General features: G+C 54.8%; 17 protein-coding genes. 9 read left to right on the top strand and 8 right to left on the bottom strand.

The features are described from left to right. Complete coding sequence (locus tag ACOTYN_RS00935; RefSeq protein WP_117580917.1) at positions 1-792, top strand: DUF2950 domain-containing protein; 792 nt, start codon at positions 1-3, stop codon at positions 790-792. A gap of 63 nt (positions 793-855) precedes the next feature. On the opposite strand, the gene traT is transcribed toward ACOTYN_RS00935, so the two are convergent. From traT to pdhR, 5 genes are all read right to left on the bottom strand, one after another. Next, positions 856-1,587 carry a conjugal transfer complement resistance protein TraT gene (gene traT / locus ACOTYN_RS00930; RefSeq protein WP_014882569.1) on the bottom strand — a complete coding sequence of 244 codons (732 nt, stop codon included), beginning with the start codon at positions 1,585-1,587 and terminating at the stop codon, positions 856-858. A gap of 194 nt (positions 1,588-1,781) precedes the next feature. Next, a complete protein-coding gene (lpdA, locus tag ACOTYN_RS00925) occupies positions 1,782-3,206 on the bottom strand; it encodes a dihydrolipoyl dehydrogenase (RefSeq protein ID WP_023332094.1) in 1,425 nt (474 codons plus the stop codon). 175 nt (positions 3,207-3,381) lie between these two features. Next, on the bottom strand, positions 3,382-5,277 hold the full coding sequence (aceF, locus tag ACOTYN_RS00920) for a pyruvate dehydrogenase complex dihydrolipoyllysine-residue acetyltransferase (RefSeq protein ID WP_014882567.1): 1,896 nt from the start codon (positions 5,275-5,277) through the stop codon (positions 3,382-3,384). A gap of 14 nt (positions 5,278-5,291) precedes the next feature. Beyond that, positions 5,292-7,955: a pyruvate dehydrogenase (acetyl-transferring), homodimeric type gene (gene aceE, locus ACOTYN_RS00915; RefSeq protein ID WP_014882566.1), complete on the bottom strand. Its 2,664-nt coding sequence runs from the start codon at positions 7,953-7,955 to the stop codon at positions 5,292-5,294. A gap of 123 nt (positions 7,956-8,078) precedes the next feature. Continuing rightward, positions 8,079-8,843, bottom strand: coding sequence for a pyruvate dehydrogenase complex transcriptional repressor PdhR (gene pdhR / locus ACOTYN_RS00910; protein WP_014882565.1), 765 nt, complete (start codon positions 8,841-8,843; stop codon positions 8,079-8,081). Between the two features lie 263 nt (positions 8,844-9,106). Here pdhR and ACOTYN_RS00905 point away from each other — a divergent pair, with 263 nt between their 5' ends. The 4 genes from ACOTYN_RS00905 (at position 9,107) to ACOTYN_RS00890 (ending at position 13,272) form a co-directional block, all read left to right on the top strand. Further along, positions 9,107-9,334: a hypothetical protein gene (locus tag ACOTYN_RS00905; protein WP_248227957.1), complete on the top strand. Its 228-nt coding sequence runs from the start codon at positions 9,107-9,109 to the stop codon at positions 9,332-9,334. A gap of 45 nt (positions 9,335-9,379) precedes the next feature. Beyond that, the gene (aroP, locus tag ACOTYN_RS00900; RefSeq protein WP_332956111.1) at positions 9,380-10,750 is read left to right on the top strand and encodes an aromatic amino acid transporter AroP; all 1,371 of its coding nucleotides are present in this window, start codon (positions 9,380-9,382) and stop codon (positions 10,748-10,750) included. Positions 10,751-10,913: 163 nt separating this feature from the next. Next, positions 10,914-12,311, top strand: coding sequence for a glycoside-pentoside-hexuronide (GPH):cation symporter (locus ACOTYN_RS00895; protein WP_014882563.1), 1,398 nt, complete (start codon positions 10,914-10,916; stop codon positions 12,309-12,311). Between the two features lie 10 nt (positions 12,312-12,321). After that, the gene (locus ACOTYN_RS00890) at positions 12,322-13,272 is read left to right on the top strand and encodes a family 43 glycosylhydrolase (protein ID WP_014882562.1); all 951 of its coding nucleotides are present in this window, start codon (positions 12,322-12,324) and stop codon (positions 13,270-13,272) included. A gap of 18 nt (positions 13,273-13,290) precedes the next feature. Here ACOTYN_RS00890 and ampE read toward each other — a convergent pair whose 3' ends face one another. Both ampE and ampD read right to left on the bottom strand, forming a co-directional pair. Continuing rightward, positions 13,291-14,145: a beta-lactamase regulator AmpE gene (ampE, locus tag ACOTYN_RS00885; RefSeq protein ID WP_032637499.1), complete on the bottom strand. Its 855-nt coding sequence runs from the start codon at positions 14,143-14,145 to the stop codon at positions 13,291-13,293. A 9-nt stretch (positions 14,146-14,154) separates the two neighbouring features. Further along, positions 14,155-14,706, bottom strand: coding sequence for a 1,6-anhydro-N-acetylmuramyl-L-alanine amidase AmpD (gene ampD / locus ACOTYN_RS00880; RefSeq protein ID WP_180253646.1), 552 nt, complete (start codon positions 14,704-14,706; stop codon positions 14,155-14,157). Between the two features lie 87 nt (positions 14,707-14,793). Between ampD and nadC the strand changes: the two genes are divergently transcribed. The 4 genes from nadC (at position 14,794) to hofC (ending at position 18,865) form a co-directional block, all read left to right on the top strand. After that, the gene (gene nadC / locus ACOTYN_RS00875; RefSeq protein WP_014882559.1) at positions 14,794-15,687 is read left to right on the top strand and encodes a carboxylating nicotinate-nucleotide diphosphorylase; all 894 of its coding nucleotides are present in this window, start codon (positions 14,794-14,796) and stop codon (positions 15,685-15,687) included. Between the two features lie 173 nt (positions 15,688-15,860). Next, the gene (ppdD, locus tag ACOTYN_RS00870) at positions 15,861-16,298 is read left to right on the top strand and encodes a prepilin peptidase-dependent pilin (protein WP_014882558.1); all 438 of its coding nucleotides are present in this window, start codon (positions 15,861-15,863) and stop codon (positions 16,296-16,298) included. A 10-nt stretch (positions 16,299-16,308) separates the two neighbouring features. Then, positions 16,309-17,691, top strand: coding sequence for a type II secretion system protein GspE (gene gspE / locus ACOTYN_RS00865; protein ID WP_332956118.1), 1,383 nt, complete (start codon positions 16,309-16,311; stop codon positions 17,689-17,691). Then, positions 17,681-18,865, top strand: a complete 1,185-nt coding sequence (gene hofC / locus ACOTYN_RS00860; RefSeq protein WP_332956120.1) for a protein transport protein HofC — start codon at positions 17,681-17,683, stop codon at positions 18,863-18,865. The genes gspE and hofC overlap by 11 nt, the downstream gene beginning before the upstream one ends. Before the next feature lie 40 nt (positions 18,866-18,905). Here the strand turns inward: hofC and ACOTYN_RS00855 are convergent, their stop codons facing one another. After that, positions 18,906-19,949, bottom strand: coding sequence for a GMP reductase (locus tag ACOTYN_RS00855; RefSeq protein ID WP_014882555.1), 1,044 nt, complete (start codon positions 19,947-19,949; stop codon positions 18,906-18,908). Between the last annotated feature and the right edge of the window lie 84 nt (positions 19,950-20,033).

The raw sequence follows: 20,033 nt of genomic DNA, 5'->3' as shown, positions 1-20,033 counted from the left end.
ATGAAAAATAAACTTCTCTGTGGAATGGTGGTGTTCATGATGTCGGCGTCCGCGATGGCGCAGCAATCTTTCAGCACGCCAGAACAGGCAACAGATGCGCTGGCCAGCGCCATCAGCGAGCAAAACGAAAGTGCGATGAGCAATCTGCTCGGCGAAAACTGGCGCGACTTTCTGCCGCCTGAAGGGGTAGATCCTGATGCCGTTGCTCGCTTCCTGCGTGACTGGAAAGTCCGGCACAACACGGTTGTCGAGGGTAACACAGCACATCTTGCTGTCGGAGACAGCGGCTGGCAGCTTCCCATCCCGGTGGTTAAAACCGCTTCCGGCTGGCAATTTGACATGAAAGAAGGGGCCGAGGAGATCCTGACCCGCGAGATTGGGCGTAACGAGCTTGCCGCCATTGAAGCCTTACATGCCTATGTGGATGCCCAGCAGAACTATTTTGCGCTGAACCAGAAATACGCGCAGAAAATTGTCAGCGCGGACGGGAAAAAGGATGGTTTGTACTGGCCCGTCTCGCCAGGCGAAACGCCAAGCCCACTTGGTCCGGCGTTCAGTCCGAAAGAGCCTGGGGCGGGATACCACGGCTATCGCTTCCGCATCCTGCCGGATAATAACGGTTTCGCGATGGTGGCCTGGCCGGTCAGCTATGGTCAAACCGGCGTGATGAGCTTCGTGATAAACCAGAACGACAAGGTTTACCAGTCCGATCTCGGTCGCGATTCTGAGCAGAAAGCCCGGGCGATGACCGCGTATAACCCGGATAAAACCTGGCAGCCCGTCGAACCCTGAGTAATGTCAACGGACCACGTTTTGTAGGCCGGGTAAGGCGAAGCCGCCACCCGGCTATTTTACTTACAGAATATTTGCCACTGATTTCGCCAACTGCGCTTCCAGAACTGGTTTCGCTTCTTCGAATTTCAAATTGACCTTGTTAGCATTCGATACCACACGGGTCTGATACTTCGCGCGATCGCCCTGCTCGCTGCTGGTTTGAAGCTTCACGCCGGACGTACCCTGACGCAGCGCCGCAATGTTATCGGTGGTGACTTTCGCTTTGCTACGCTCAGAGATCTGCAGGTCGGTAACCATGGTGTAGTTCACATCTTCTACCATCGCATCTGCCGCCATGCCAATTAGCCCAGCAGCCAGACCCACGCCCAGCGCGGCGCCAGAGGAGTTGCTGTTGTAGGCGGTAATACCGGCACCCAGAGCGGCCCCCACGGCGGCACCTTCATAGCCGGTTTTCAGATAGCCCTGAGACTCGCGCAGGTCCATTTTGTCTGCTTTAAGGACGTTAGCCTGCACCCAGTAGTATGCGCTGTCAGGTGAGGACGTTACCTTATACCCTTTAGCGCTCAGATCGTTTGCCAGCAGCGTCTGGAGGTTGCTCATGTCTTTATCGGAGGTGTTTTTAACCTGGATGTAGACCGTTTTTTCACTGGAAGGCTCAAGCCAGATGGTCTCACTCATCTGGGTTTTCACTTCCAGGTTGCGTTTTTTCACGGCTGTCGTCATCGCGCCACATCCGGTCAGCGTCATGACTGACGCCAGTAAGCCAATTCCCACAACTTTCTTTAAAGACATGCGTTTTCCTTTTTTCGTGTAATTAAAAGTCCAGAACCCCTGAACAGCGCAGCCAGTAGCCACACAACGGTGAAAAAAGTATCGGCAGATGAAGAGGAATTTTTAGCGGAAATATCAACGAGATGACTACCAATTTGGGTAGTTTCAGGGCAAAAAAAACGCCTCCGGAGAGGCGTTTAGCAATCAAAAGAAACTTATTTCTTCTTCGCTTTCGCGTTTGGCAGGTCGGTGATGCTACCTTCAAACACTTCTGCCGCCAGGCCCACGGACTCGTGCAGAGTCGGGTGAGCGTGGATGGTCAGCGCGATGTCTTCCGCGTCGCAACCCATTTCGATCGCCAGACCGATTTCACCCAGCAGCTCGCCGCCGTTGGTCCCGACAATCGCACCACCGATCACGCGGTGAGTCTCTTTGTCGAAGATCAGTTTGGTCATACCGTCTGCGCAGTCGGAAGCGATAGCACGGCCAGAAGCAGCCCACGGGAAGGTGGCGGTTTCGTAGCTGATGCCTTTCTCTTTCGCTTCTTTCTCAGTCAGACCCACCCATGCCACTTCTGGCTCGGTGTACGCGATAGATGGGATCACTTTCGGATCGAAGTAGTGTTTCATGCCGGCGATAACTTCAGCGGCAACGTGACCTTCGTGAACACCTTTGTGCGCCAGCATTGGCTGACCGACGATATCGCCGATAGCAAAGATGTGCGGCACGTTAGTGCGCAGCTGTTTGTCAACGCGGATAAAACCACGGTCGTCCACTTCCACGCCAGCTTTGCCCGCGTCGAGGTTTTTACCGTTCGGCACACGGCCGATAGCCACCAGCACGGCGTCGTAACGCTGTGGTTCGGATGGGGCTTTTTTGCCTTCCATGGAAACGTAAATACCGTCTTCTTTGGCTTCAACGGCAGTTACTTTGGTTTCCAGCATCAGGTTGAATTTCTTGCTGATACGTTTGGTGAAGACTTTAACGATGTCTTTGTCTGCAGCCGGGATAACCTGGTCGAACATTTCAACCACGTCAATGTCTGAACCCAGCGCATGGTACACGGTACCCATTTCCAGACCGATGATACCGCCGCCCATAACCAGCAGGCGCTTAGGAACAGTTTTCAGCTCCAGTGCGTCGGTGGAATCCCACACGCGCGGATCTTCATGTGGAATGAATGGCAGTTCGATTGGGCGAGAACCTGCCGCGATGATCGCGTTGTCGAAGTTGATCACGGTTTTGCCGTTTTCGCCTTCCACTTCCAGGGTGTTCGCACCGGTGAATTTACCCAGACCGTTTACCACTTTCACTTTACGGCCTTTGGCCATACCCGCCAGACCGCCGGTCAGCTGAGTGATAACTTTCTCTTTCCAGGTACGAATTTTGTCGATATCGGTTTTCGGCTCGCCGAAGACGATACCGTGTTCAGCCAGCGCTTTGGCTTCTTCGATCACTTTCGCGACGTGCAGCAGCGCTTTAGAAGGGATACAGCCGACGTTCAGACAAACACCACCGAGGGTGCTGTAACGTTCTACGATGACGGTTTCCAGACCTAAATCCGCGGCGCGGAATGCTGCGGAATAACCTGCCGGGCCTGCCCCAAGTACTACGACCTGAGTTTTGATTTCTGTGCTCATCATGACCTCTTAATTTATACCCGTCGTCCACCGGGTCGTTCTATCCGCCCGCATTTTACAAAATTGTTAACAATTTTGAAACAACAAACGGCTCATGAATTTTTGCTTACGCCAGTAACCTCAAAAACAGCATGAGATTACCAGAAAAAAGCCGGCCGACTGGCCGGCTTTTCGATTACATCACCAGGCGGCGAATGTCGCTCAGCATGTTGTTGATGATGGTGATGAAACGCGCACCATCAGCACCGTCGATCACGCGGTGGTCGAAGGACAGAGAGATTGGCATCATCAGACGCGGCACAAACTCTTTACCATTCCACACCGGCTCCATCGCGGACTTGGACACACCGAGGATAGCCACTTCCGGCGCGTTCACAATCGGCGCGAAGTGGGTAGTGCCCAGGCCGCCGATGCTGGAGATAGTGAAGCAGCCGCCCTGCATTTCGCCGGCAGTCAGCTTACCATCACGCGCTTTTTTGGAGATGGTGGTCAGTTCACGGGACAGCTCAGTGATGCTCTTCTTGTTCACGTCCTTGAAGACCGGAACAACCAGACCATTTGGCGTATCAACCGCAACACCGATGTTGATGTATTTCTTCAGCGTCAGCTTCTGGCCGTCTTCAGACAGGGAGCTGTTGAAGCGTGGCATCTGCTCAAGTGCAGCGGCAACGGCTTTCATGATGAAGACCACTGGGGTGAATTTCACGTCCAGTTTACGCTTCTCAGCTTCGGCGTTCTGCTGTTTACGGAACGCTTCCAGATCGGTGATATCGGTTTTGTCGAAGTGCGTAACGTGCGGGATCATCACCCAGTTACGGCTCAGGTTAGCACCAGAGATTTTCTGGATACGGCCCAGTTCCACTTCTTCGATTTCGCCGAACTTGCTGAAGTCCACTTTCGGCCATGGCAGCATGCCCGGGATACCGCCGCCAGCGGCTGCAGCAGGTGCAGCTTCGGCACGTTTCACCGCGTCTTTAACGTAGGTCTGAACGTCTTCGCGCAGGATACGACCCTTACGGCCAGTCCCTTTCACTTTCGCCAGGTTCACACCGAACTCGCGCGCCAGGCGACGAATCAGCGGGGTGGCGTGGACATACGCGTCGTTTTCAGCGAATTCAGATTTTTCAGCTTTCGCAGCAGGGGCAGCAGCAGGTTTAGCAGCCTGAGCCGGTGCAGCAGCCGGTGCTGGAGCAGCAGCGGCAGCCGGAGCGGCGGCAGGCGCAGCGCCTTCCACTTCGAAGACCATGATCAGAGAGCCGGTAGACACTTTGTCGCCAGTGCTGATTTTGATCTCTTTAACGGTACCCGCGAACGGCGCAGGAACTTCCATGGAAGCTTTATCGCCTTCAACGGTGATCAGTGACTGTTCAGCGGCAACTTTGTCGCCCACTTTCACCATCACTTCCGTCACTTCAACTTCGTCACCGCCGATGTCCGGTACGTTAACGTCTTTCGCGCCGCCAGCAGCAGCCGGTGCAGCGGCCGGAGCCGGAGCAGCAGCCTGAGCAGGCGCGGAAGCAGGTGCAGCACCCGCCACTTCGAAGACCATGATCAGGGAGCCTGTAGACACTTTGTCACCGGTGTTGATCTTGATCTCTTTAACGGTACCCGCGAACGGCGCAGGGACTTCCATAGAGGCTTTGTCACCTTCTACGGTGATCAGTGACTGCTCAGCCGCAACGGTGTCGCCCACTTTCACCAGGATTTCGGTGACTTCAACTTCGTCACCGCCGATGTCAGGCACGTTCACTTCTTTTGCTGCGGCGGCAGCTGCTGGAGCAGCAGCCGGAGCGGCTTCTTTCTTCTCTTCCTGCGCAGGTGCAGCTGCTGCTGCACCGTCGGCGGAATCGAAAATCATGATCAGTTTGCCGGTCTCGGTTTTATCGCCAACAGAGACTTTAATCTCTTTAACGATGCCAGCCTGAGGAGACGGGACTTCCATAGAGGCTTTGTCGCCTTCTACGGTGATCAGCGACTGTTCAGCTTCAACTTTGTCGCCCACTTTGACCAGGATCTCGGTGATTTCAACTTCATCAGCCCCGATGTCCGGTACATTGATTTCGATAGCCATTATTCTTTTACCTCTTACGCCAGACGCGGGTTAACTTTATCTGCATCGATGTTGAATTTGGTAATTGCGTCCGCAACCACTTTCTTATCGATTTCGCCACGTTTAGCCAGTTCGCCCAGTGCTGCTACAACCACGTAAGAAGCATCAACTTCGAAGTGGTGACGCAGGTTTTCGCGGCTGTCGGAACGACCGAAGCCGTCAGTACCCAGTACGCGATAATCATCAGCTGGAACGTAAGTACGAACCTGCTCAGCGAACAGTTTCATATAATCAGTAGACGCCACCGCTGGCGCGTCGTTCATCACCTGAGCGATGTACGGAACGCGTGGAGTTTCCATTGGGTGCAGCATGTTCCAGCGCTCACAATCCTGGCCATCACGAGCCAGTTCAGTGAAGGAGGTCACGCTGTACACGTCGGAACCGACACCGTAGTCCTTCGCCAGGATCTGTGCGGCTTCACGCACGTGACGCAGGATAGAGCCGGAGCCCAGCAGCTGAACTTTACCTTTGCTACCTTCAACAGTTTCGAGTTTGTAGATACCTTTACGGATACCTTCCTCGGCACCTGCTGGCATTGCCGGCATGTGGTAGTTTTCGTTCAGGGTGGTGATGTAGTAGTAAATGTTCTCTTGCGCTTCACCGTACATGCGCTGCAGACCGTCATGCATGATGACTGCCACTTCGTACGCGTAAGACGGGTCGTAAGAGATACAGTTAGGGATAGTCAGAGACTGAATGTGGCTGTGACCATCTTCGTGCTGCAGACCTTCACCGTTCAGGGTCGTACGACCAGAAGTACCACCGATCAGGAAGCCGCGAGCCTGCTGGTCGCCTGCCTGCCAGCACAGGTCACCGATACGCTGGAACCCGAACATGGAGTAGTAAATGTAGAACGGGATCATCGGCAGGTTGTTGGTGCTGTAAGATGTCGCAGCAGCCAGCCAGGATGCGCCTGCACCCAGCTCGTTGATACCTTCCTGCAGGATCTGACCTTTCTCGTCTTCTTTATAGTAAGCAACCTGCTCACGGTCCTGCGGGGTGTACTGCTGGCCGTTCGGGCTGTAGATACCGATCTGACGGAACAGACCTTCCATACCGAAAGTACGCGCTTCGTCGGCGATGATTGGCACCAGACGATCTTTGATCGACTTGTTCTTCAGCATCACGTTCAGGGCACGAACGAAAGCGATAGTGGTAGAGATCTCTTTGTTCTGCTCTTCGAGCAGCTGTGAGAAGTCTTCCAGCGCTGGCAGTTCCAGCTTCTCGGTGAAGTTAGGCTGACGAGCTGGCAGGTAGCCTTTCAGCGCCTGACGACGTTCGTGCAGGTACTTGTGCTCTTCAGAACCTTCCGGGAAGGTGATGTAAGACAGGTTTTCTACCTGCTCATCGGTCACTGGAACGTTGAAACGGTCGCGGATATAACGCACGCCGTCCATGTTCATTTTCTTAACCTGGTGAGCGATGTTTTTACCTTCTGCGGTATCACCCATGCCGTAACCTTTGATGGTATGGGCCAGGATAACAGTCGCTTTACCTTTGGTCTCACGCGCTTTTTTCAGTGCCGCGTAGATTTTCTTCGGATCGTGACCACCACGGTTCAGCGCCCAGATCTGCTCATCAGTCCAGTCTGCAACCAGTGCGGCGGTTTCAGGATATTTACCGAAGAAGTGCTCACGCACGTAGGCACCGTCTTTGGATTTGAAGGTCTGGTAGTCACCGTCAACGGTTTCGTTCATCAGTTGGATCAGTTTACCGCTGGTGTCTTTACGCAGCAGTTCGTCCCAACGGGAACCCCACATGACTTTGATTACGTTCCAGCCAGCACCCGCGAAGATGCCTTCCAGTTCGTTGATAATCTTGCCGTTACCGGTTACCGGACCATCCAGACGCTGCAGGTTACAGTTGATGATGAAGCACAGGTTGTCCAGCTTCTCACGGGTTGCGATGGTGATCGCACCTTTAGATTCTGGCTCATCCATTTCGCCGTCGCCCAGGAAGGCGTAAACGGTCTGCTCAGAGGTGTCTTTCAGACCACGGTGTTCCAGATATTTCAGGAATTTAGCCTGATAGATCGCACCGATTGGACCCAGACCCATGGATACGGTCGGGAACTGCCAGAATTCAGGCATCAGTTTAGGGTGCGGGTAAGAAGACAGACCTTTACCGTGAACTTCCTGACGGAAGTTGTTCATCTGCTCTTCAGTCAGACGACCTTCCAGGAATGCACGTGCATAGATGCCCGGAGAGATGTGGCCCTGGAAGTACACCAGATCGCCGCCGTCTTTCTCGTTCGCTGCACGGAAGAAGTGGTTAAAGCACACTTCGTAAACGGTCGCAGAAGACTGGAAGGACGCCATGTGGCCACCCAGCTCCAGATCTTTCTTGGACGCGCGCAGAACAGTCATGATGGCGTTCCAGCGGATAGCTGAACGGATACGACGTTCCAGATCCAGATTGCCCGGGTATTCCGGTTCGTCTTCAACGGCAATCGTGTTTACGTAGTTGCTAGCCCCTGCACCTGAAGCAACCTTCACGCCGCCTTTGCGGGCTTCAGAAAGCAGCTGATCAATCAGATACTGAGCGCGCTCAACACCTTCTTCACGGATGACCGATTCGATCGCCTGTAGCCAGTCGCGAGTTTCGATCGGATCCACGTCATTTTGGAGACGTTCTGACATGGGGGTATTCCTTATCTATCTAATACGTTGATTTGTCTGGAACCTGTCCCATTGTGCTCTTCAGCAAGAACACAATAAGACAGGTTCTGCGTTTAGTTGCCGCGCTCTAAAAGTACCTGGCGCTTAATCCTTTCGTTGCTGTATGCGGCGTAATGAACGTTCGCGACGCGATTGTTCACGGCTGCGGTCCAGCAAGATTTCCTCAATGAAAGCCAGGTGACGGTGCGACGCTTCGCGCGCCTGCTCCGGTTCCCCGGCCATTATCGCCTCGAATATTCGGGTGCGATGGTTGCTTACCAGTGGGAGCATCTCCCGACGGGCATACAACAATTCAAAATTCTGACGAACGTTCTGGGCCAGCATCGGCTCCATGCAGCGTAGCAGATGGAGGAGCACCACATTATGTGCCGCTTCGGTGACGGCGATTTGATACTGGACGACGGCGCTGGACTCGGCGTCTAAATCGCCGGACTGCTGTGCCCGTTCAATGGCCTGATGCAGCTCGCGGATACGCACGCGATCTTCATCAGTGCTGCGAAGGGCGGCGTAATAGGCCGCAATACCTTCCAGCGCGTGACGGGTCTCAAGCAGGTCAAACTGGGATTCTGGGTGGTCAGAGAGAAGTTCTACCAGCGGATCGCTGAAGCTCTGCCACAGGCTGTTTTGCACAAAGGTTCCGCCGCCCTGGCGACGAAGCAGCAAGCCCTTTGCTTCGAGGCGTTGAATCGCCTCACGCAGAGAGGGACGTGAAACGTCGAACTGTTTTGCCAGTTCGCGTTCTGGCGGAAGTTTCTCACCCGGGCGCAGAGTCCCTTCGAGGATTAAAAACTCCAGCTGCTGCTCAATCACATCAGATAGTTTTGGTTGGCGAATTTTGCTGTAGGCCATATTCCCTGTCTTACGCCTTTTTGCCCGGAGTCAATTGGTCTTACCAATTTATATTTCGTATCGCTAAAGTAACAAAGTATTCACCTTCTGTCCATATTGGTTTTGATTGAAATCAGTAAACCCTGCACATTTTAACAACCTTACAGAAATAACGTTTCAGAAATGTAACTTTGCACAAATGAGTTGATTACTCCCAAAGTGGGAGTTTTAACCATAATGAAACGAGGGTTTTTGCAATCTGAAGCGATTCAACAAGGCAAATTATGAAAATTCGCCCACTTAAGGCGCATTTCTATTCTATAGGTTGGGGTAAGAAGCGAGAGCGGAGTGATTTACAAATGCTTTCTTTTTATTCAATTCGTCATCAGCCCTTCATAAAGCAGGTGCATTCACAGGCACTTACCACTATTCTGGCGCTTACGGAAGTCATCTCCGCTTTTTTCGGTTCGTTTAACCGTAAAGAAATAAATACAGAATATGGATTTTCATAATTACACACGCACAGCGTGACATAACAACCACACACGAGGTTTCAAATGGAAGCTCAACAGCACGGCGATCAGCTAAAGCGCGGGCTAAAAAACCGCCATATTCAGCTCATCGCACTGGGCGGTGCTATTGGTACCGGCCTGTTTCTGGGCAGCGCATCCGTTATCCAGTCTGCCGGTCCGGGCATTATTTTGGGTTACGCGATTGCGGGTTTCATTGCTTTTCTGATCATGCGCCAGTTAGGTGAAATGGTTGTCGAGGAGCCGGTCGCTGGCTCCTTCAGCCACTTTGCCTATAAGTACTGGGGCAGCTTTGCCGGTTTCGCTTCCGGCTGGAACTACTGGGTACTGTACGTTCTGGTTGCCATGGCCGAGCTGACTGCCGTCGGGAAGTATATTCAGTTCTGGTATCCCGACATCCCAACCTGGGTTTCTGCTGCAGCTTTCTTCGCCATTATCAACGCCATTAACCTCACCAACGTAAAAGTGTTCGGCGAGATGGAGTTCTGGTTTGCCATCATCAAAGTGATCGCCGTCGTGGCGATGATTATCTTTGGCGGCTGGCTGCTGTTCAGCGGCAACGGTGGCCCACAGGCAACCGTGCGTAACCTCTGGGAACAGGGCGGCTTCCTGCCTCACGGCATGACCGGTCTGGTGATGATGATGGCCATCATTATGTTTTCTTTCGGCGGTCTGGAACTGGTGGGTATCACCGCCGCAGAAGCCGACAACCCTGAACAGAGCATCCCGAAAGCGACGAATCAGGTTATCTACCGAATTCTGATCTTCTATGTGGGCTCGCTGGCGGTCCTGCTCTCCCTGCTGCCGTGGACGCGCGTCACTGCCGACACCAGTCCGTTTGTGCTGATTTTCCACGAACTGGGTGATACCGTCGTGGCGAACGCGCTCAATGTCGTGGTGCTGACCGCGGCGCTTTCCGTGTACAACAGCTGCGTATACTGCAACAGCCGTATGCTGTTCGGTCTGGCCCAGCAGGGCAATGCGCCGAAGATGCTGCTCAACGTTGATAAACGCGGCGTGCCGGTCAACACCATCATTGTTTCAGCCATCGTGACGGCGCTGTGCGTGCTGATTAACTACATGGCGCCGGAATCCGCATTTGGCCTGCTAATGGCACTGGTGGTCTCTGCACTGGTCATCAACTGGGCGATGATCAGCCTGGCACACATCAAGTTCCGCCGCGCGAAACAGCAGCAGGGCGTGACGACGCGCTTCCCTGCCCTGCTCTATCCGCTGGGTAACTGGATCTGCCTGCTGTTTATGGCGGCCGTGCTGGTGATCATGCTGATCACGCCGGGTATGGCAATCTCCGTCTACCTGATCCCAGTCTGGATTGCCGTGCTGGGCGTTGGCTATCTCTTCAGCCAGAAAAGCCGCAAGGCCATGAAGGCCCACTAAGCCTCCTCCGCGGTACCTGCTTTTGCGGGTACCGCGCGTTGTTACCTCCCTCACACTTTCATCCCTACAGCGTTTTTATCCATATCACCGCCCTGATACTGCAACGCATATATTCGTTTGCCAGCAAATAATTCTCTCCATACCGAAACCCGGAGAGCAGTCTATGGATAACGCTAAACTGTCAGTAAAAGAAAAGATCGGCTATGGGATGGGCGATGCAGGTTGCAACATCATCTTTGGCGCCATCATGCTGTTTGTTAACTATTTTTATACCGACATATTTGGCCTCGCGCCTGCACTGGTGGGGGTCTTACTGCTGTCGGTTCGTGTGATTGACGCCGTCACCGACCCTATCATGGGGGCAATTGCCGACCGCACCCGCAGTAAATATGGCCGTTTTCGTCCATGGCTGCTGTGGATTGCCTTCCCCTACGCGCTGTTCAGTATTCTGATGTTCACCACACCGGAGTGGAGCTATAACAGCAAAGTTATCTATGCGTTTGTCACCTACTTCCTGCTCTCATTAACCTATACGGCCATCAACATCCCTTACTGTTCGTTAGGAGGGGTGATCACCAACGATCCGAAAGAGCGTGTGGCCTGCCAGTCCTACCGCTTCGTGCTGGTCGGCATCGCCACGTTGCTGCTGTCATTGACGCTGCTGCCGATGGCCGACTGGTTTGGCGGGGATAACAAAGCCAAAGGCTACCAGATGGCAATGACCGTACTGGCGCTGATTGGCACCTGCATGTTCCTGTTCTGCTTCGCCACCGTGCGCGAGCGCGTGCGCCCGGCGGTGCAGACCCACGACGAGCTGAAAAATGACCTGAAAGACGTGTGGAAAAACGACCAGTGGGTGCGAATTTTGCTCCTGACCCTGTGCAACGTCTGCCCGGGCTTTATCCGCATGGCGGCAACCATGTATTACGTCACCTGGGTGATGGGCCAGAGCACCCACTTCGCCACCGTGTTTATCAGCCTGGGGGTTATCGGCATGATGCTTGGCAGCGTGCTGGCAAAAGTGCTGACTGACCGCTGGTGTAAACTGAAGGTCTTCTTCTGGACCAATATCGTGCTGGCGATATTTTCCTGCGCCTTCTATTTCTTCGACCCGAAAGCCACCGTCACCATCGTGGTGCTCTACGTTCTGCTGAACATCCTGCACCAGATCCCGTCTCCGCTGCACTGGTCGCTGATGGCTGACGTGGATGACTACGGCGAGTGGAAAACCGGGAAACGCATCACCGGGATCAGCTTCTCCGGCAACATTTTCTTCCTGAAGCTGGGTCTGGCGATTGCCGGGGCAATGGTCGGTTTTCTGCTCTCCTGGTACGGTTACGACGCAGGCGCAAAAGCGCAAAGCGCGGAGGCCATTAACGGTATCGTACTGCTGTTTACCGTTATTCCTGGCGTTGGATACTTAATTACCGCGGGCGTTGTACGCCTGCTGAAAGTGGACCGCGAAACCATGAAGATGATCCAGTCCGATCTGGAAAAGCGCCGCGCCAACTACCGCGAGCTGAACGCTTATCAGGAACTCAAAGCCGCAGAGACAAAATAAGGAAAGTTGCATGCAAACCTGGCCAAACCCGTTTATTGAACAACGCGCCGACCCGTACATTTTACATCATGAGGGGGAATACTATTTTATTGCCTCCGTGCCGGAGTACGACAGGCTGGCTATCCGCCGTGCTGACTCGCTGGAGGGCTTGCGCAGCGCCGAAGAGATAGTGGTCTGGCGCAAACCCGACACCGGTCCAATGAGCCAGTTGATTTGGGCCCCAGAACTGCATCACATCGACGGGAAGTGGTATATCTATTTTGCCGCGACGCACACCCAGGCGCTTGATAGCCTCGGCATGTTCCAGCACCGAATGTTTGCGCTGGAGTGTACCGACAGCGATCCGCTCGCCGGTACGTGGGTCGAGAAGGGGCAAATAAAAACGCCATTCGACACTTTCGCCCTCGATGCCACCACCTTTGTCCATCAGGGGAAACGCTGGTATCTGTGGGCGCAAAAAGCGCCGGACATCGCCGGAAATTCCAACCTTTATCTGTGTGAAATGGAAAATCCATGGACGCTGAAAGGCGAGCCGGTGATGCTCAGTAAACCTGAATATGACTGGGAATGCCGCGGATTTCTGGTTAACGAAGGTCCGGCGGTGCTGGTTCACGGCGACAAGCTGTTTATCAGCTACTCCGCTAGCGCCACCGATGAGAACTACTGCATGGGGTTATTGTGGATAGACCTGAATGCCGATCCGCAACAGCCGGCGAACTGGCACAAATCTGCGCGTCCGGTATTCACCACCCGTTATGAAAACCGCCAGTTTGGGCCGGGCCATAACAGCTTCACAAAGACCTCAGAAGGGGAAGATGTGCTGGTGTATCACGCCAGAAATTACACCGAAATCGAAGGCGATCCGCTTTACGATCCCAATCGTCATACCCGCCTGAAGCGTGTTCGTTGGGACGAAAACGGGATGCCTGATTTCGGCATCCCGCCTGCGGATACGCTATAGCGTTTGCGGCGCGCTGGCTTACACCAGCGTGCCGTAAATGGTCAGCAGCGCCACAACCACCACCACCACAAACGACGTTTTCTTTGCCATTGAAACCGCCGCTTTTGGCGTTTCAATCTTGTCGGTATGCGGCTCACGCGCCAGGGAAAACTGCGCCAGACGGGTTAACACCTGATACTGCGAGGTGTGTCGGTCGCCCAGAGACGCAAACCACGCTGGCAATGCTTTTTCACCGTGGCCAATGAGCGCGTACACCACACCCACCAGACGCACCGGCAGCCAGTCGAGCACATGCAGGATGGCATCAATGCCGGAGAGCAAACGTTCATGCGGTGTCAGATAACGGGCAAGCCAGGTCTGCCAGGCACGCAGGAACGCATACCCCATCAGCAAGACGGGTCCCATCGGGCCGCCCACCACAAACCAGAACAGCGGCGCGAGGTAGTAACGGAAGTTAATCCACAGCAGCGCATTTTGCAGCTCGCGCAGGAACTCGCGCTCGTCGCAATCCGGCGGCACGCCGTGGATCATCGTCAGTTCGCTCGCCATGGCACCGCGCGCGTGGGCATCATCGCGGGAGGCCGCTTTAAGATAAGCGTGGTAGTGCAAACGCACCTTGCCCGCACCAATGCACAGCACGCCAAGCAGGATCCACACCACCAGCAGCGGCACATTAAAAAAGAGTCCGTACAGCGCGCGCAGCAGCAGGAAGGTAATCACCATCACACCCGCCATCATCAGCAGCGTGCGCAGCATGGAAAAGTGCCTGATGCGGCGGAATAACACCTCCAGCCGGTGATCCAGATGCCAGTGCTCACCGAGCTTGAACAGACGTTCAGCGATGATAACCAGCAGCATGGTAAACAACGTCATGGTATCTCCTTATTCTGACGACGCGGTGAGCATGGCGCGAAAGCGGGGCCAGTCAAATGCCGGGCCAGGATCGGTTTTTCTCGCCGGAGCGATATCACTGTGTCCGGTAATGTTGTCGGCGATTGCCGGGTAGAGTCCGATAAGTGTACGGGTCACAGCCGCTAACTTTTGATACTGTGAGTCGGTGTAGGGCGTAGTATCCGTGCCTTCCAGCTCGATCCCAATGGAGAAATCGTTGCACCGTTCGCGCCCGTGATACATCGACACCCCGGCATGCCAGGCGCGCTTATCAAAAGGAACATACTGAACCACCTCACCATCACGACGAATCAGACAGTGAGCCGACACGCGCAAATGCGCAATCTCAGCGAAGAAAGGATGGGCATTGGGATCTATCGTTCCCATGAATAACGCATCGATCCACGGGCCGCCAAATTCACCCGGCGGGAGACTAATATTATGAACCACCAGCAGTGTGGGCTTTTCATCCTCCGGGCGGCAATCGTGGTGCGGCGAGGGTACACGCCGCGCATCCACCAGCCATCCGTTTTCTAACAACATGCTGGAACTCCTTCTGTATGGTGCAATGACTCGGTTCAGAGTAGCATGTTTCAATATTATGATTCGTTACCAATTTGGAGTTTTATCATGCCGCCTCGCCGCTACAACCCCGACCACCGACGTGAAGCACTTCTGGAACGTATTAATATGGATATTCCGGCAAGCGTTGCCCATGCGTTAAAAGAAGACCTTGGGGGTGACGTGAATGCCGATAAAGACATTACCGCACAATTATTGCCAAAAGAGACACGTTCCCACGCGGTCATTATTACCCGTGAAGAGGGCGTTTTTTGCGGCAAGCGTTGGGTTGAAGAGGTATTTACTCAACTGGCGGGCGATGATGTGCAGGTGACCTGGCACGTTGAAGATGGTGATGCGATTACAGCCAATCAGCCGCTGTTCGAGCTGGACGGTCCCTCGCGCGTCTTGCTGACCGGCGAACGCACCGCGCTCAATTTTGTACAAACGCTCTCTGGCGTCGCCAGCGAAGTGCGTCGCTATGTTGACCTCCTGGCCGGCACCCACACTCAGCTGCTGGATACCCGCAAAACGCTGCCAGGCCTGCGCACTGCGCTGAAGTACGCGGTGCTCTGTGGGGGCGGCGCCAACCATCGACTGGGCTTATCCGATGCCTTCCTGATCAAAGAGAACCACATTATTGCGTCGGGTTCCGTGCGCCAGGCCGTTGAGAAAGCCTTCTGGCTGCACCCGGACGTCCCTGTTGAAGTGGAAGTCGAAAGCCTGGAAGAGCTGGAGCAGGCCGTTAAGGCCGGAGCCGATATCATCATGCTCGACAATTTCGAAACTGAGCAGATGCGCGAGGCAGTAAAACTGACTAACGGCCGCGCCCAGCTTGAAGTTTCCGGGAACGTCACGTTCGACACGATCCGTGAATTCGCCGAAACCGGTGTGGACTACATCTCCGTCGGCGCGCTGACCAAACACGTTCGCGCCCTTGACCTCTCCATGCGCTTCAAATAACACGCTTTCCCTCTCCGCCCGGAGAGGGGAATTTCAGTCTTGCTCGCAAATCCGTTGTTCTTCCCTGCAACACTGCATGAATTCTCTGAAGCCCCTTTCCCGTTCCCTTTTTTGCCCCTCGTTTCTCTCCTTTCGCGCTGCCAGAGTAGCGCCACTTTGCATAAGGAGCAGATATGGACAGACAACAAGGATTCACACTCATTGAGCTGATGGTGGTCATTGGCATTATTGCGATTCTGAGCGCCATCGGCGTTCCCGCCTATCAGAACTACCTGCGTAAAGCCGCCCTCACCGATATGCTGCAAACCTTCATTCCCTATCGCACTGCCATTGAGCTTTGCGCGCTCGATCACGGTGGCGTGGAGAGCTGTGACGCAGGCAGTAACGGCATCCCTTCCCCGACGACGACGCGTTACGTCTCAGCAATGAACGTGGCAAAAGGGATCGTGACCTTGACGGGTCAGGAGAGTCTCAACGGACTGACGGTGACCATGACGCCACAGTGGAATAACGGCAACGGTATGACAGGCTGGACGCGTGACTGCAACATCAGTGCTGACAGCGAGCTTAAGCAGGCCTGTGAAGACGTCTTCCGCTTCGACAATAACTGAGGGGCGGACAATGAACAACGATCAACTCGTGGCACTTTGCCTTCGCCATCATGCTCTGCTGCTCACCAGCGACAGTGACATGGTCAGCATCGCCGTCGTGGGAAGCCCCGCACCTGAACTGATGGAAGCCCTGCGCTTCGCAACGCAGAAACGGATTGATATCGAGTGCTGGAGCGCTGAACGCATGGAAAAGCATCGGCAGTTAAGCGCGCAATCGCATCTGCCTAACGTTTCGCAGGCACATTCAGCGGTGGATATCCTCAACCACACGCTGCAACAGGCGATAAACCAGCGCGCCTCCGACATCCATATTGAACCGATGGAGCACGCGTGCCAGATTCGCTTACGTATCGATGGCGTACTTTGCCCGCAACCTCCGCTTTCCGCCGCGCTGGCAACGATGCTCTGCGCCCGGTTAAAAGTGCTGGGTAATCTGGATATTGCTGAACGCCGCTTACCGCAGGATGGTCAGTTTACCATTGAGCTGACAAACGAGCCGGTCTCGTTTCGTATCGCCACGCTTCCCTGCAACGGCGGTGAGAAAATTGTGCTGCGCCTGCTGCATCAGGTTCAGCAGGCTCTTGAACCGAAAGCACTCGGCATGAGCGCTGAGCAGCAGGCCTGTTTTACTGCGTCACTGCACCAGCCACAGGGGCTGATTCTGGTTACCGGCCCCACAGGCAGCGGCAAAACCGTCACCCTCTATAGCGCGTTACAGGCGCTTAACACCCCTGACGTCAACATCTGCAGCGTAGAGGATCCCATTGAAATCCCGCTTGCGGGATTGAATCAGACGCAGATTAACCCGCGAGCGGGCCTGACATTTCAGAGCGTGCTAAGGGCGCTGCTGCGTCAGGATCCGGATATCATTATGGTCGGCGAAATTCGTGATGGCGAAACGGCAGAGATCGCTATTAATGCCGCGCAGACCGGGCACCTGGTATTGTCGACGCTGCATACCAACTCGACAACGGAAACCCTGATTCGCCTGGAGCAGATGGGCGTCGCGCGCTGGATGATCTCTTCCGCACTCTCTATGGTGATTGCCCAACGGCTGGTTCGGCGTCTTTGTCCACATTGCCGACAGCAAAACGGGGAGCATTCAGGCTTACCCCGCCCGGTTTGGCCGCGACCACTTCCCCGCTGGCAACCCACAGGCTGCGATCGTTGCTACCACGGTTTTTACGGCCGGGTGGCGATTTTTGAAGTACTGAAAATCGACAACCCTCTGCGCCAGGCAATTGCCAGCGGGGCAGGCACCGAGGTGATAGAAGCCAGTGCCCGGCAGGCAGGGTTAATCTCGCTGTTTGAACACGGCTGTATGACCATTGAGCAAGGGCTAACCACGCTCGAAGAATTATTGCGTGTTTTGGGTATGCCCGATGGCCACTAATCACCTCTGGCGCTGGCGAGCCCTGTCCACAGAAGGAGAACCCCGAAGCGGGACACTCTGGGCCACAGACCGCAACGCGGCCTTCACCAGGCTAATGCGGAACGACCTGCATCCTCTGGCCCTCTCCCGATGCCCTCAGAGACACCGCTGGCGCCCTCATCACTGCTACGAGATGTTTCGCCAGCTCGCCACGCTGCTGCAGGCCGGACTAACGCTTGCGCATAGCCTGCAAATGCTGGCTGACCAGCATCCATCAGAACCGTGGCGGGCACTGCTGCAAAGCGTTGCCGATGAACTCAGTGAAGGGTGCCCTTTTTCTGAGGCGCTCAGGCGGTGGCCCACGGTCTTTACCCCATTGCATATCTCAATGGTAAAAACGGGTGAGCTGACAGGGAAGCTGGAAGAGTGCTGTCGCCAGCTCGCCCAGCAACAAAAAGCGCAGCAGCAGCTCGGTCAGAAAGTGAAAAAAGCGCTGCGCTACCCGGCGATCATCCTGACGCTGGCGGTACTCGTCGTACTCGCCATGGTCACCCTGGTGTTGCCCGAGTTCGCCGCAATCTACAAAACGTTTAACACTCCCCTTCCGGCGCTGACGCGGATGGTGATGGGTATATCCGCGTTTATGCAGTCCTACGCTCTCGCACTGTTCGCGGTGCTGCTTGTTCCGTTAACCGCAGCCTGGACTCTGCGTCACACGCCTCGCTGGCAGCGATTTCTTCTGCATCTACCTGTAATGGGGGCGCTGGCGAAAGGGCAAAAGCTGGGGCAGATCTTCACCGTACTGTCGCTCACGCAGCAGGCAGGCATTGCCTTTTTACAGGGGCTTGAGAGCGCAGAAGAGACCGTCGAAAGCCGCTACTGGAAAGGGATCCTTCGCAGAATACGCGAAGATATTGAAAAAGGGCTTCCCGTCTGGTCATCCTTTCAGAAAGCGGCAATGTTTACCCCGCTCTGTATTCAGCTTTTACGAACGGGCGAAATGTCAGGTTCACTGGACATCATGCTGGCAAACCTTGCTCGTCATCATACGGAGCAAACTTTTCAGTTGGCCGACAATCTGGCAGCACTCCTGGAGCCGTTACTACTGGTTGTCACGGGGGTCATCATCGGCACGCTAGTGGTGGCAATGTATTTGCCCATTTTCCATTTGGGGGATGCGATGAGCGCGGGATAGCCAATAGTGCTGGCGCACGGACATGCGCCAGCGAAAGCCATTACAGGCTATTGAAAACGCGGTTTTCCTGCTCCTGAACGCGAATAAACGTCGTACGTTTCGTCAGCTCTTTCAGACGGGAGGCACCCACGTAGGTACAGGCTGAGCGCAGGCCGCCCAGGATGTCGCGCGCGGTGTTTTCAACCGGGCCACGCAGAGGCAGCTTCACGGTTTTGCCTTCTGCCGCACGGTATTTTGCCACACCACCAACGTGACGGGTCATTGCAGACTCAGAGCTCATACCGTAGAACAGCATGAATTTCTCGCCGTTTTCTTCCACCACGGTGCCGCCGCTCTCTTCATGACCGGCCAGCATACCGCCGAGCATCACGAAGTCTGCGCCGCCGCCAAACGCCTTCGCCACATCGCCCGGCATGGTGCAACCGCCGTCACTGATGATCTGGCCGCCCAGGCCATGCGCCGCATCGGCACATTCGATAACGGCGGACAGCTGCGGATACCCAACGCCGGTTTTGACGCGCGTGGTGCATACGGAGCCCGGGCCAATGCCCACTTTCACGATGTCGGCACCGGAGAGGATCAGCTCCTCACACATTTCACCGGTCACCACGTTGCCCGCGATGATGGTTTTCGTTGGCCAGGCCTCACGCGCCTTGCTGACGAACTGCACGAAATGCTCGGAGTAACCGTTCGCCACATCAATACACACAAAATTGAGCGCCGGGTTCGCATTCAGGATCTGTTTGGTCTTCTCGAAATCGGCATCAGAGGTGCCGGTGGAGACCATCACATGCTTCACCACATCCGCAGAGGCGGATGCAACAAACGCATTCCACTCTTCCGGGCTGTAGTGTTTGTGCACTGCGGTGAGAATATCGAACTGCGCCAGGGCGGTTGCCATCCCGAAGGTGCCCACCGTATCCATATTGGCGGCGATAATCGGCACGCCAGACCAGGTCTGACCGGAATGTTTAAAGGTGAATTGACGTTCGAGTTCAACGTCTGAGCGACTTTTCAGTGTAGAGCGTTTAGGGCGGATAAGAACGTCTTTGAAACCTAACTTCAGATCTTCTTCGATACGCATGTGCGGATTCCTGGGGTTAGAGGCAAATATGTTAAAAGCACAACTCCAGTGACGCTATCATACGCACTAATACCTGCTCCGCAA

Origin of the sequence: Enterobacter cloacae complex sp. IR5458, assembly GCF_049238025.1 — a bacterium.
Lineage (GTDB): Bacteria > Pseudomonadota > Gammaproteobacteria > Enterobacterales > Enterobacteriaceae > Enterobacter > Enterobacter kobei.
The sequence above is the reverse complement of the archived record's forward strand: the minus strand, read 5'-3'. Positions and strand labels throughout refer to the sequence as shown.

Bases quoted from the DNA above. Each gene is read 5' to 3' on its own strand.
- ACOTYN_RS00935 (WP_117580917.1), top strand. From the start codon at position 1: ATGAAAAATAAACTTCTCTGTGGAATGGTGGTGTTCATGATGTCGGCG.
- traT (WP_014882569.1), bottom strand. From the start codon at position 1,587: ATGTCTTTAAAGAAAGTTGTGGGAATTGGCTTACTGGCGTCAGTCATG.
- lpdA (WP_023332094.1), bottom strand. From the start codon at position 3,206: ATGAGCACAGAAATCAAAACTCAGGTCGTAGTACTTGGGGCAGGCCCG.
- aceF (WP_014882567.1), bottom strand. From the start codon at position 5,277: ATGGCTATCGAAATCAATGTACCGGACATCGGGGCTGATGAAGTTGAA.
- aceE (WP_014882566.1), bottom strand. From the start codon at position 7,955: ATGTCAGAACGTCTCCAAAATGACGTGGATCCGATCGAAACTCGCGAC.
- pdhR (WP_014882565.1), bottom strand. From the start codon at position 8,843: ATGGCCTACAGCAAAATTCGCCAACCAAAACTATCTGATGTGATTGAG.
- ACOTYN_RS00905 (WP_248227957.1), top strand. From the start codon at position 9,107: ATGAAAATTCGCCCACTTAAGGCGCATTTCTATTCTATAGGTTGGGGT.
- aroP (WP_332956111.1), top strand. From the start codon at position 9,380: ATGGAAGCTCAACAGCACGGCGATCAGCTAAAGCGCGGGCTAAAAAAC.
- ACOTYN_RS00895 (WP_014882563.1), top strand. From the start codon at position 10,914: ATGGATAACGCTAAACTGTCAGTAAAAGAAAAGATCGGCTATGGGATG.
- ACOTYN_RS00890 (WP_014882562.1), top strand. From the start codon at position 12,322: ATGCAAACCTGGCCAAACCCGTTTATTGAACAACGCGCCGACCCGTAC.
- ampE (WP_032637499.1), bottom strand. From the start codon at position 14,145: ATGACGTTGTTTACCATGCTGCTGGTTATCATCGCTGAACGTCTGTTC.
- ampD (WP_180253646.1), bottom strand. From the start codon at position 14,706: ATGTTGTTAGAAAACGGATGGCTGGTGGATGCGCGGCGTGTACCCTCG.
- nadC (WP_014882559.1), top strand. From the start codon at position 14,794: ATGCCGCCTCGCCGCTACAACCCCGACCACCGACGTGAAGCACTTCTG.
- ppdD (WP_014882558.1), top strand. From the start codon at position 15,861: ATGGACAGACAACAAGGATTCACACTCATTGAGCTGATGGTGGTCATT.
- gspE (WP_332956118.1), top strand. From the start codon at position 16,309: ATGAACAACGATCAACTCGTGGCACTTTGCCTTCGCCATCATGCTCTG.
- hofC (WP_332956120.1), top strand. From the start codon at position 17,681: ATGGCCACTAATCACCTCTGGCGCTGGCGAGCCCTGTCCACAGAAGGA.
- ACOTYN_RS00855 (WP_014882555.1), bottom strand. From the start codon at position 19,949: ATGCGTATCGAAGAAGATCTGAAGTTAGGTTTCAAAGACGTTCTTATC.